Raw genomic sequence first — 11,964 nt, forward strand, 5'->3', positions numbered from 1 at the left:
TTTTAGTGTCCCGATTTATCGTGATCTGTTGCCTCATCGGTTTTGATTTTGTCACCAATTTTTTTCATTTCCTCATCGTAATGCTTATCTTTCTTGTAACCAGTACCATTCGGAATAATCATCGGTTTCATGTCCATTTGCTCAAAACGCGGATTCGTAATAGTTACCGGACGCGCTGGCAAAATTGGCTCTTTCGTTCTTGTATCTTTTGCGTTTGGATCATGTGGATTTGTCAGTTCGAAGCCGAAACGTTTATACGCATAGAAAACGTACTCTGGATCTGCGGCTGGGTCAACAAACGCCATATGTGTGCCCGCGTAAGATTGTGGTTTCACATTGCCTGGTAATAATAATTTATCATAACGGTCTTGCGATAAAGTCGGCGAATCTGCTTTCGTTTTCAACGCCCATTTCTCGAAATCGGCTGGTTTTTGCGCGACAACATCAAATATTTGTCCGGCAAAACCTTCTCCGTTAAAGTTCGAGTTACGGCCTTTAAACGTGCCTGTTTCGTCCGCTTGCAAATATAAGTCCATCGTCATGCCACTCATCGCGTACTTCTGTCCACCAAGTTGTGGCACCCAGAAACTCGTCATCGAGTCCGCCGCGGTAAGCTTGAATAATACCGGTCGATCAGTTGGAATATGTACATAGTTTACAGTTTCAATCGACTGATCTGGATAACTAAAGAACCATTTCCAGTTTGCGCTAGTCGCATAAATAACAATTGGATCCTTGTGTGATGTAACCTCTGGCGCTTTTTCGTTCGCGTAAATCGTTTGCACTGTTGGAATAGCTAATGCAATAACGATCGCAACCGGAATCAACGTCCATAAAATTTCTAATTTCGTACTACCGTGCATGTTTGGTTCGTAGTTGGAATGATCTTTTCTCTCGCGGTATTTCGTAATCATAATAACGAATAACACGAAGATCGTGAGTACAATGATAAGCATGAAAATAATCGAATACACGATTAAATCTCTTTGACTTTGCGCTACTGGACCTTTTGGATCTAGTACCGTCAAATCACCACAGCCGCTAAGAAGTCCAACAAAGACTAGCGAGACTGTTAGTAGTAATGACTTAAGCATTTTTGACACCCGAATCCCCTTCTTTCCTTTTGATGTTTGTTGCTGTGTATTTTTGCGCAAAAATACAACTTGACTCCCTGATTTCCCGACCAGTGAGACTCCCCTAATTGATAATATAATGAAATATGGCCAACTAGATAGTGTAGATTTCTCACAATATCACAAACTTTCGATTCGTGAAATTATGAATTTGAAACTGCATGTGCATACTCGTATACTATTATAGCTTATTTGGTATGTATATTCAAAGCATCGAGACAAGTTATTTTTTTCACAATATCAAACGTTACTATATGAGCATGTCTCTCTCTTAAAAATAATTCCTTATTAGTAATATCTGTTGAAAAGGCGTTGAGCAGGACGCCCATTTCGGCTTGTTTGGAATGTCACGATTAGAACCAAAATACCTAGATAGATTATCTGATAAAGCGCTTTCTCGCCAACAGGTCAGCTCTTTCTATCTACTGCAAAACACAAGAATTGGTCTAGTCCATGTGCACATTGCTTCATTTTCACATATTTGCGATTCGTTTCTAAATCTGATGGGTAAACAAGATAGCGAGCGTGGAAGATGGCTCAAAAAAAATCGAGGGGTGTTAGTTAAATGAAGAAGTTTTTGGGTAAATCAGTTTTATTTGTAGTCGCGTTTGCATTGTTGTTCGCGACGTTTGCACCGGGGGCATCAGCGCATGGTTACATTTCAAAACCGGAAAGTCGGGCATATTTGGCGAAATTGGGGATTAACCAAAATGCTGGCGCGATTCAATGGGAGCCGCAAAGTGTTGAAGCGACGGGGAATTTCCCACTTGGCGGACCTTCTGACGGTACCATCGCGGGCGGAGGCGGAGGCAAGTTTCCAGAAATGGACGCACAAACTCCTGATCGTTGGCACCACATAGACCTTTTAGGCGGGCAAAACAATTTCACGTGGACGCTCACTGCGCTTCATAGAACGAAAGAATACAAGTATTACATTACGAAAAAAGGCTGGAATCCAAATAGTCTGCTCACTCGTGGCGACCTGGAGTTGTTGACTACGATTGATGCGCATAATGAGGTTCCTACTTCTACAACTGTGAACCATCAAGTGCCGCTTCCAACTGACCGTAACGGTTATTATGTTGTGCTTGGCGTTTGGGAAATTGCGGATACTGGGAATGCTTTCTATCAAGCTGTCGATGTGAACTTGATTAATAATGGAACAATGACGTTGAAATAAGGTAGGAAATGTAGCCTCAAACTGGGAGCTGGTAGTGCTTAGCAAGAATTTTGTTAGCCGCTTTGCTCCTCGTTTGGGGCTTTTTGGTATGCGCTCTCGCAAAACTAAGAATAATTTTACAAAATATATAGCAAACACTATATAAACATGCTAATATATAGTTATCACTATATAAAAGGAGGTCTTTTTTTGATGGAATCGGTAAAACTCGAGGCTATTTATGTGTATATCGATATTAGCAGTAGCCGGCACGTCTTTTCTACGCTACATGATGGGACGAAGATTCTCGCCTATATCGCGGACAGTATTAATGCGGCTTATGAAGATCAGCTGCTGACGCCGTTTACAATTAAGGATGGGGATGCAATTGTTGGTGGTGTTTCTGATTTCCAGTTGCTGCCCGATATTTATAGTCATTGTTTAACGGTATATTATTCGCCTGATTTTAGGCGTCACTTTAGCGGGATTTCCGCCGTTGTGGATGAAACGCTTAATTTCTATTTCGGGGCTGGGATTGGCTATATCGACACACCGCCTACCGAAGATTTGCAGAACATTAATATCGTCAACGGGAGCAGCATTATTAACGCGATCGAAGCTTCTGAAAAGGCCAAAATAATCATGAAATCGCAACAAGGTCAGAAACGTAGCGCGCTCTACAATGATGAGGACTATTTTTTCGAAAAGCAGCCTTTTAAATTCTACTGTATCGCGGAGGCCAAATCGTTCGGTAATGCGCTCGGTGCAATGTTTTTCCTTGCTTTTGAGAAGCTGATTAAAAGTGACAAACAGCGCGACTTGTTTCGTATCAAAGATAGTCATCCTGATTATAGCAATATTGAGGTTGGCACTGCGCTTGGTTATAGTGCGCTTAGTAAAGCCGATATCTCCTCTCGTGTCAGCGTTCTGATTGCTAATTCCGACTATTTTCTATATAAAAAAGTGCGTTCGGATATTGTGGCGTATTTAGGGGATCTGCAAAAAATGATGGGAGGGGCTAGCGATGAGTAACTTGCTTTTCCCACTTCTCCTATGCCACTTCCTAGCAGATTTCGTACTGCAAACGGACAAGATGGCAAAATAATTTTGACGAAAAATCAGGAAATACCGGTCGTATCGAATAAAGAATTGAAAGCTGGGTGGTATATTGGTGGCTTAGAACGACTGCTACTGCTCATTTTTATGGTATTGCAAATCTATTCAGCGATTCCCATCATCATTGCCTTGAAAACGTTAGCGCGATTCAAAGAACTGGAAAATAACCGAACGTTTGCGGAATATTATTTGATTGGCAACTTCCTGAGCGTGATATTCGGCGTGTTACTCTCTCTTGTTTTCATTTATACCCTACATTTGTAAGCGTTATATTTGCTTGTTTCTGTTTGTTTATTTATAATAATACACAAGAAACAACATAAAACAAGGAGGAAATCACATGAATCAACATAAAATGTATATCAATGGGGAATTTATTTTATCGAGTGATGGCGAATTTTTTGACGTTATCAATCCGGCTACAGAGGAAATTATTTCACAAGTACCGAAAGCCACAAAAGCGGACGCAAAACGGGCAATCGATGCTGCTGAAGATGCGCAAATCGCGTGGGAAGCTCTACCTGCTGTAGAACGTGGCGTTTATCTACATAAAATCGCTGCAAAAATCCGGGAACAAGTACCTGAAATCGCCAAACTTATTTCAGAAGAAGTCGGGAAAACGTTGGCTTTATCCGAGGTTGAAGTGAATTTCACCGCTGATTATTTAGACTACATGGCAGAATGGGCGCGCAGATATGAAGGCGAAATTTTGCAAAGTGATCGGCCAAATGAGCATATTTTCGTATTCAAGAAAGCGATTGGGGTCACGACTGGAATTTTGCCATGGAATTTCCCGTTCTTCTTAATTGCTCGGAAAATGGCTCCAGCGCTCATTACTGGGAACACGATTGTGGTAAAACCGAGTGCGGAATCGCCAAATAACGCGGTCGCTTTCACCAAAATCGTGGATGAAATCGGCTTACCGAAAGGTGTCTACAACATGATCACTGGGCGGGGCGGCGAGATTGGCGATGAACTCGCGGGAAATCCAAAAATTGGCTTAGTTTCCTTGACTGGGAGCGAACCTGCAGGCCAAAAAGTGATGCAAGCGGCGAGTGAGAATATTACGAAAGTGAACCTGGAACTCGGCGGAAAAGCACCGGCAATCGTTCTGAATGACGCCGATTTAGATTTAGCCGTCAAAGCAATTGTTGATTCTCGCGTTATTAACAGCGGCCAAGTTTGCAACTGCGTGGAGCGGATTTACGTGCAAGAAGACGTGAAAGAGGCCTTCACCGCGAAATTTGTGAAAGCAATGGAAGCCGTTCAATATGGCAATCCACTGACATCCGGCGACATCGATATGGGACCTCTCGTGAATAAGAGCGCCCAACAATCCGTCCAAGCAAAAGTAAATCGTGCCGTTGCGCAAGGTGCGACCATTTTGACTGGTGGGAAAGCTGTGGAAGGAACCGGATTCTTCTTCCAGCCGACCGTGATTGGCGACGCGACCAACGACATGGAAATCATGCACGATGAAGTGTTCGGTCCAGTCGCACCGATCGGAACTTTCAAAACGCTAGATGAAGCGATTAAGCTCGCCAATGATTGCGATTATGGCTTAACTTCCTCTGTTTATACGACGAATCTAGACCGCGCGATGAAAGTGATTCGTCAACTGAAATTCGGTGAAACGTATGTAAACCGGGAGAATTTTGAGGCGATGCAAGGTTTCCACGCTGGGTCTCGCAAATCAGGAATCGGTGGCGCAGACGGGAAACACGGCCTCGAAGAATACCTGCAAACCCATGTCGTGTACTTACAATTCGACCAAAATATCCAATAAAAAAGAGCCCTCACAAGACAGTTTCTCGCGCTGTTTTGTGTGGGCTCCATTTTTAGATTATTTAGCTACAACTGGGATGTACAACGTGAAATCTGCTTCACGCAAATCCTCTAAATTGAACGTTCCTGCAACGCCAACCGTGTCGCTGTGCATGACCTCGCCGTAAGATTGGCCGATGAATTGGTCGATTGCTGTGCGCTCCGTTTCTTTCGTTACGAATTTGGCATATTGCCCTTCCGTAATTTCAAACGATGTGTCGCCGCTCTCCGTGCCAACTTTTGCAACAAGGTATGTTTGCACGCCATCGATATTCGCGTTAATGCCGACGAAATCCTCCGCTGTTTTCGCAAAATCCGCTATTGCCGTCTCTTTCACGCCACTCATAACCGCGAAACCTTCTTGTGGATTAAACGCTGGGATCTCCACTCTGCTTCCAGAAAAAACTTCTTTATCTAATTTTACAATTTCAAATGCCATGCTATTTCCCTCCAAAAGTTACTGTAAATTTGTTATGATGTAACTATAACACGCGAATGTTGACTGATGTATGTCATCATTCCGATTTTAAGGAGAAAAAATTATGAAAATTGAGCGGCTCATCGGCATTATTATGTTACTTCTTCAACGTGAACTCGTCAGCGCTTCGGAAATGGCGGCGATGTTCGAAGTGACGAAACGGACCATTTATCGCGATATCGACTCGCTTTCTATGGCGAATATCCCGATTTATACGATGCCCGGCGTCAAAGGCGGAATCGGCATTATGCCAACCTCTAAAGTAGACAAAAAACTGCTCACCGTCGAAGATTTAACCGCAATCATCACTGGTTTAAGCGGTTTCGAGCAACTTTTATCATCCGCCGATATTAAAAAAACACTGCAAAAAATGAAAAACATGCTCGGTCACGAAAACGAGCTTCCCGCCACGTCCATTTCACTGGATTTTTCGAATTTGGCGATGAAACAAGAATTTAACGAGAATGTGGAACAGCTACATTTGGCCATTAAAAAGCAACAGTTGGTGACCCTAACCTACATTGATCGCGATGGCAATCAAACCACGCGTAAAGTTGAGCCGTACCATTTACTTTTCCGCAATCGGTCGTGGTATTTACAAGGGTTTAGCTTGGAGCGCCAAGACTTTCGTACATTCAAACTATCGCGAGTTCTCGAATTAGAAGTGTCCACCGAAACGTTTGAATCGCGCCCATTTAGTCTGAAACCGTTCCGCTCATCCGCAACGCAACCGCCGTTCGAAATGAAGGAAGTCAGCCTAATCGTCGACAAAATAGCCCGCGAACAAATCGCCCTGCGCTTCGGAGCCACAGCAATAGAACCACTAGACGAAACCCATTTCTCAGCAAAAGTGACCTTGCCAAATCACGAAGCCGGCTACCGTTTTCTGTTGCAACTAGGCACACACGTCACCGTCCACAATCATGGTGATTTTTACGATGGATTCGTCGCCTATTTGAGGGAAATTCAACATAAATACGCATAAACAGCTACTTTTTCCGCGCCGAAACCAGCAACATCATCGGCCGGCGTAACTCATCTGGCATATCCGGATGACTCGCCAACATCGCCGCATCAGGCTCCGGCTCCACTAAACGCACCAACTCAAAGCCCGTTTCAAGCAACGAATTCACATAAGTCGTCAACGTTTTGTGGTATTTCGTGATATCCTCCCCAAGAAAATTCGCCGTCCGCAAACCTTCCGTGAAATACCGATCCACCGGCCAATGCAATTTATTCCCATCCGCGTCATAATACCAATCTTGCGTGCCTTGTGCCGTAAAAACCGGATGCTCCACAGAAAACACAAAAACACCATCCGGCGTCAAAATCTGATTCACCTTCTCGCAAATCGTCTCAAACGACTCAATATAATGCAACGTCAGCGAACTAATCACCACATCAAAACTCCCAGCTGGGAAATCGATATCCTCCAACGACTCCCGAATGTACGTAATTTTAGGCGAATCCGTTTTCCTACGTGCTTCCGCGAGCATATTTTCCGACAAATCCACACCAACCGCAGATTCCGCGCCATTTTCAACCGCGTAAAGACAATGCCAACCAAAACCACATCCGAGATCAAGCACCCGTTTCCCCGCGAAATCAGGCATCATTTTCTGAAACTCATGCCATTCCCCTGCACCCTTCAAGCCCGCAACAGAGCGATTCATCTTACTATACTGCTCAAAAAAAGCCGGATTATCATATTTATTTTCCTTCATCTTCATACACCTCTTTCATTTATGTAAATAGTATACCAAAAAAACTAGCCCTCGATAAGCGCCAAATAATGCTTCGTTTTCCCGCCGACATCCACAATCAGCACATCACCACGCCCAGTGACATTAAAAACCTTAGCACCCGCAGGCAAACGCGTAGCATCCCCATCACCGAAACCTTTCACCTCTGAAAAAGTACGCCTAATCTCACCAATTTGCTCCTTTTTCGTCAACTCCAACGCATCGACCCAATCAATATTCGCCTGATAAATGACACCATCCCATTGAAAAATATCCAAATCCTGATTTCCCTTCAAAACCTCCTCCGCCGTCGGATTGACCGAAACTTCCTCTCTCACCACATCATCCTCTTTCTGACATCCCAACATCAAAATCAATGAAAACATAATCACCACTATCATACTATTTTTCATTTTCCACCTCCTACCTCACAAAAGAAAATAGGCATGCCAGATACATTGACGCATCATCAAATGCGCCATACCATGCCTATTTTCATTATTCCATTAACGACTTCTTAGATAAACTACAGTCGTCCCTGCAAGCATACTTCCAAGCAAAACTAAACCAAGCGGAAATGCATCGCCAGTTTGTGGTAAATTGCCCGTTTTTTCTGGTGTCTTTGTATCAGTTTGCACTACCGGATTGGCAACTGGCGCTTTGTCTATTCCTTTATTTGGCGTCGTGCTGACCGGTATTTTCGCCGTCACCTTATTGCTATCCGCCGAAATATTTCCCGCCGCATCAAACGCCTTAATTGTATAACTATAAGACTCGCCAGGCGTCACGTTTTTATCCGTATAAGTCGGTTTTGTAACCATCGCGATTTCTTTACTATCACGATACACTTTATAGCCCGTCACCCCGACGTTATCCTTAGAAACCGACCAATTCAGAACAACCCCATCGCCAGTCACTTTCGTCACGCGCAAATTACTAGGCACACTTGGCGCGGCAATATCCTCAACTTTCGGCGGAACTTCTGTACCTTCATAAACCAGCTGTTGGCCTAATTCCTGACCCGAAGACGTCATCCGCTGCGCCAAAGTTACCGTTTTCAGATCCGTCGGCGTCACGTTTGATTTCAAGCGGAACGTGTAGCTCTCACCTTGCGAAATAAGCCGCGCATCCGAAGAGGCCAAATCCACGATCGTATAGCCATTTTCCGATTTCACAATGCCCGCCTTATCATCCGCAGCAATCAATTTCTCCCCATCCCGAATTGGAATGTAAAGTCTCGGTAACTTAATCGTCTCAGCCGCGGTTTCCGTAGCTTTCAAAACATCGCTCGTCTCGTTCGCAACCTCTTTATTCAAAATCGTAATCTCATATCCCGTACCATCATTCGTGTACGGCGTCACTGTCATTTCAATCGCTAAATCCTGATACGGCAACACGTTTCCGACCAATTTTCCAGTCCCAAACATCCCGTTTTTAATCGCGGTTGTCAGTTCCTCACGTTTCGCCGAAGTCGTCGGTTTATCCTGAGATTGCATCCACGAAATCATTCCACCCAAGCCATTATCCTTCACATAGTTTGCCTTAGCCGTCACCGAACGCACATTATCATACGTGAAAAATGCACCCGTTTCCCGACTATACAAATACGGCGCCTTAGCCGCGTCATCCCAATATTCCGTCAAGCCCGGCGTCACCGCTTTCAACGTATCAATACTGCGATATGCCCAAATTCCACCAACCGTTCCGCCGTCCCCAGCAACAAGCGGCTTCTCATTGTCCGCGCCGTTACTCGTGGAACCATCCGCATTTTTATTCGTGCGCTCCACTGGCTGAAATAAGCCCGGCTGACCCGCGTTCGGCCCTTCCGCAACCGTATCCCATCCACGCGTATAAAACGCTGCGCCAACAACAATTTTCTCGGAAGGCACACCCTTACTCTTCAAATACTTCGTCACACCATCAATCGATAATCCATAACTCGCATACGGATCATTTGGATTATCATAAAGCGCTGTCTGATGGCCTGTTATAGCGTCCCAAGCCCCATGCATATCGTACGTCATCATATTCCCAAAATCAATAATCTCAAAAACCCTTGGCAAATCAATCCCTTGGCTCATCGTCCACTGCGAAGCCGGCAAAGCCACCGACAACTCGTACGTCCGGTTCAGCGTTTTGCCCTGCGCATCAAGCCCTGTCCGCAAATCCTGCAGCAATTTCACATAATTCTCCTTATCCGCAGGCCCGGCATTCGGCGTCCCTTCATCCTCCTTATTATCCAATAAATCACCATCCCGCGGCGAATTCGGATACTCCCAATCCACATCCACGAAATCCATATTTGTATATTTCACAAACTTCAACACATTTTCCACAAAATTCGCACGCGCCGTATCATCAGCCGCCATCACCGAAAAATCTCCTGACTTCGACCAACCACCTAACGAAACACCAATTTTCAAATTCGGATTCGTCGCACGCAAGTCCTGAAGCGCATTCAAAATACCGCCCATCGCAGCCTTCTGCCCAACAGCCGCACTCACCGCAGCATCCTTATCCGTAAACTCCAAATTTCCCGCGCTATCAAAATCCATAAACGCAAAATTCAAATGCGTCAACTTGTCCGCCGGAATATCTTTCGGATAAAACTTACCCTCCGATTCCGTAATCGACCAATCCCCATAATACATCACATTCCGATACGGCGATTTCGACTCAGCCGCAGTCACTTTTGGCGCATCAAACACCCCTGAAAAAGCAAGTGATAAAGCGAGCAAAGCAACCATCAAACTCCCAAAAAACCTTTTTGATCCAATCTTCATTCTTCTTCCTCCCACTTTGTTTGTAATTATCCCAAGTAAATACCTTTTTTATGTGGTTAGCCCATTCGTAAAGCGCTTACAAAAATACGACTAAAATCACATCCCCAATCTTTTTCATCATACCATATTTAATCAGAAAATTACATCTAAAAAAAGAAAAATACAAAAAAGGACAAACAAGAGCACTCACACCACTCTCATCTGTCCCTATTCTCAAATCTCTTGCAAATCCGTCAACGCACCACAAATATTCTTCGTAGCCGGATAAACCTGCGTATAAATCTCATACAGTTTTTCATATTTCTCTACATTTTCCGCACGAGGGGTAAAAGTCGCGTCCTTATACTGCACAAAGACATCACGGCAAGCCTCAAAATCCTCAAACCAGCCATTACCAACAGCCGCCAGCATACACGCACCAACGCCCGGCCCCTGCTCCACCTCTAAACGAATCATTTCCGCATTGAAAATATCCGCCTGCATCTGCATCCAATCAGCATTTTTAGCACCGCCACCAACACTGATAATCTGCTTAAACTTCTTATTTTTCGCATCTTCCATCAATATCTGCGCATCCTTCAGGCTAAACGTGATACCCTCCAGCACCGCACGCGCAAAATGCTTAAGCTCGTGGCGCGTATCAATCCCGACAAAACTACCACGAATTTTCGAATCAATATGCGGCGTCCGCTCACCAACAATATATGGCGTAAACAGCAGACCCTCACTGCCCGGCGCAACCGTATAAACGTCCGCCAACAACTCCGCAAAACTGAGGCCCTTGCCAAACGTGTTCTTAAACCAGTTCAACGAGTTTCCCGCGGCAAGCGTCACACCCATCGAATAATTCGCATCCGGAATCACATGATTAAAGAAATGCAGCTTTCCTTCATAATTCGATATTTTCGCCTCAAACGAACTGAAAACACCACTGGTACCTAGCGAAACGAGCGCATAATCCTCATTCACCGCACCCGCTCCGAGCGCAGCACACGCATTATCCGCGCCGCCAGCGAACACCTTCACTTCCCGTTTCAAGCCGAATCGCTTGGCATAACTCGCTTTCACCACACCAACTTGCGTCATCGAGGACACAACATCCGGCAAAATAGCCATATCGACTCCAAACTTCTCGCAAATCTCCGCCGACCAATCCTGTTTTTCAATATCAAATAACGACGTTCCCGCAGCATCCGAATACTCACAATGCATATTTCCCGTCAAAACGAACGCCAAATAATCCTTTGGCAACATAATTTTCCGAACTTTTTCCCAGACTTCTGGTTTATTCTGCTGCAACCATAAAATTTTTGGCAACGTAAAGCCTTCCAGCACAATGTTTTTCGTAATTTCAATCATCGAATCGCCGAACTCCGCCATAATCTGCGTACATTGCTTCGTCGTCCGCACATCATTCCACAAAATCGCCGGATAAACAATCGCATCCTCATCGCCAAGCGTCACTAGCGAATGCATCTGCCCCGAAAAACTGATAGCCTCAAGCTCCGCGTTGAAATCCGCCACTTCAATATTCAGCCGCGTCAACACCTCTTCACAAGCAACCACCCAATATTCCGGATGCTGCTCAGAAAAGCCCGGCGCCGGAGAATCAATCTCATACTCCGCCGACGCCTCCGCAATCACTTGCCCCGCCTTATCCATGACGATTCCTTTTAACGAACTCGTTCCCAGATCAATACCTAATACATAGCCCATCAGTCTAAACTCC

Annotated in this window: 12 protein-coding genes; 6 read left to right on the plus strand and 6 right to left on the minus strand. The window is 44.8% G+C overall.

The features are described 5' to 3' along the window. Positions 1-2: 2 nt before the first annotated feature. On the minus strand, positions 3-1,103 hold the full coding sequence (gene qoxA, locus DUK53_RS05240; RefSeq protein ID WP_036132303.1) for a cytochrome aa3 quinol oxidase subunit II: 1,101 nt from the start codon (positions 1,101-1,103) through the stop codon (positions 3-5). 595 nt (positions 1,104-1,698) lie between these two features. On the opposite strand from qoxA, the gene DUK53_RS05245 reads away from it, so the two are divergent. From DUK53_RS05245 to aldA, 5 genes are all read left to right on the plus strand, one after another. Next, on the plus strand, positions 1,699-2,313 hold the full coding sequence (locus tag DUK53_RS05245; protein WP_124892599.1) for a lytic polysaccharide monooxygenase: 615 nt from the start codon (positions 1,699-1,701) through the stop codon (positions 2,311-2,313). Positions 2,314-2,502: 189 nt separating this feature from the next. Continuing rightward, the gene (locus DUK53_RS05250; RefSeq protein ID WP_124892601.1) at positions 2,503-3,324 is read left to right on the plus strand and encodes a hypothetical protein; all 822 of its coding nucleotides are present in this window, start codon (positions 2,503-2,505) and stop codon (positions 3,322-3,324) included. Then, entirely contained in the window at positions 3,317-3,397 is an 81-nt protein-coding gene (locus DUK53_RS17990; RefSeq protein WP_081964439.1) for a DUF3307 domain-containing protein, read from the plus strand. The genes DUK53_RS05250 and DUK53_RS17990 overlap by 8 nt, the downstream gene beginning before the upstream one ends. Before the next feature lie 2 nt (positions 3,398-3,399). Beyond that, positions 3,400-3,672, plus strand: coding sequence for a hypothetical protein (locus DUK53_RS05260; protein WP_052164957.1), 273 nt, complete (start codon positions 3,400-3,402; stop codon positions 3,670-3,672). Positions 3,673-3,748: 76 nt separating this feature from the next. Continuing rightward, positions 3,749-5,194 carry an aldehyde dehydrogenase gene (aldA, locus tag DUK53_RS05265; RefSeq protein WP_036132265.1) on the plus strand — a complete coding sequence of 482 codons (1,446 nt, stop codon included), beginning with the start codon at positions 3,749-3,751 and terminating at the stop codon, positions 5,192-5,194. A gap of 57 nt (positions 5,195-5,251) precedes the next feature. On the opposite strand, the gene DUK53_RS05270 is transcribed toward aldA, so the two are convergent. After that, positions 5,252-5,671: an effector binding domain-containing protein gene (locus DUK53_RS05270; protein ID WP_036094693.1), complete on the minus strand. Its 420-nt coding sequence runs from the start codon at positions 5,669-5,671 to the stop codon at positions 5,252-5,254. 103 nt (positions 5,672-5,774) lie between these two features. On the opposite strand from DUK53_RS05270, the gene DUK53_RS05275 reads away from it, so the two are divergent. Beyond that, on the plus strand, positions 5,775-6,695 hold the full coding sequence (locus tag DUK53_RS05275; protein ID WP_036132267.1) for a helix-turn-helix transcriptional regulator: 921 nt from the start codon (positions 5,775-5,777) through the stop codon (positions 6,693-6,695). 4 nt (positions 6,696-6,699) lie between these two features. On the opposite strand, the gene DUK53_RS05280 is transcribed toward DUK53_RS05275, so the two are convergent. The 4 genes from DUK53_RS05280 to xylB all read right to left on the minus strand — a co-directional run bounded on the left by DUK53_RS05280 (position 6,700) and on the right by xylB (position 11,951). Then, entirely contained in the window at positions 6,700-7,434 is a 735-nt protein-coding gene (locus DUK53_RS05280) for a class I SAM-dependent methyltransferase (protein ID WP_036132269.1), read from the minus strand. Positions 7,435-7,478: 44 nt separating this feature from the next. After that, positions 7,479-7,865, minus strand: a complete 387-nt coding sequence (locus DUK53_RS05285; protein WP_036094690.1) for a hypothetical protein — start codon at positions 7,863-7,865, stop codon at positions 7,479-7,481. A 93-nt stretch (positions 7,866-7,958) separates the two neighbouring features. After that, positions 7,959-10,235 carry a glycosyl hydrolase family 18 protein gene (locus DUK53_RS05290; RefSeq protein WP_052164958.1) on the minus strand — a complete coding sequence of 759 codons (2,277 nt, stop codon included), beginning with the start codon at positions 10,233-10,235 and terminating at the stop codon, positions 7,959-7,961. A 213-nt stretch (positions 10,236-10,448) separates the two neighbouring features. Next, on the minus strand, positions 10,449-11,951 hold the full coding sequence (gene xylB / locus DUK53_RS05295; protein ID WP_036094689.1) for a xylulokinase: 1,503 nt from the start codon (positions 11,949-11,951) through the stop codon (positions 10,449-10,451). Between the last annotated feature and the right edge of the window lie 13 nt (positions 11,952-11,964).

Origin of the sequence: Listeria sp. SHR_NRA_18, assembly GCF_003856515.1 — a bacterium.
Taxonomy (GTDB): Bacteria; Bacillota; Bacilli; order Lactobacillales; family Listeriaceae; genus Listeria_A; species Listeria_A newyorkensis.

What these genes read in the sequence shown, in the direction of transcription:
- DUK53_RS05280 (WP_036132269.1), bottom strand. Translation starts at nt 7,434, where the DNA reads ATGAAGGAAAATAAATATGATAATCCGGCTTTTTTTGAGCAGTATAGT.
- DUK53_RS17990 (WP_081964439.1), top strand. Translation starts at nt 3,317, where the DNA reads ATGAGTAACTTGCTTTTCCCACTTCTCCTATGCCACTTCCTAGCAGAT.
- DUK53_RS05275 (WP_036132267.1), top strand. Translation starts at nt 5,775, where the DNA reads ATGAAAATTGAGCGGCTCATCGGCATTATTATGTTACTTCTTCAACGT.
- xylB (WP_036094689.1), bottom strand. Translation starts at nt 11,951, where the DNA reads ATGGGCTATGTATTAGGTATTGATCTGGGAACGAGTTCGTTAAAAGGA.
- DUK53_RS05285 (WP_036094690.1), bottom strand. Translation starts at nt 7,865, where the DNA reads ATGAAAAATAGTATGATAGTGGTGATTATGTTTTCATTGATTTTGATG.
- aldA (WP_036132265.1), top strand. Translation starts at nt 3,749, where the DNA reads ATGAATCAACATAAAATGTATATCAATGGGGAATTTATTTTATCGAGT.
- DUK53_RS05270 (WP_036094693.1), bottom strand. Translation starts at nt 5,671, where the DNA reads ATGGCATTTGAAATTGTAAAATTAGATAAAGAAGTTTTTTCTGGAAGC.
- DUK53_RS05290 (WP_052164958.1), bottom strand. Translation starts at nt 10,235, where the DNA reads ATGAAGATTGGATCAAAAAGGTTTTTTGGGAGTTTGATGGTTGCTTTG.
- DUK53_RS05245 (WP_124892599.1), top strand. Translation starts at nt 1,699, where the DNA reads ATGAAGAAGTTTTTGGGTAAATCAGTTTTATTTGTAGTCGCGTTTGCA.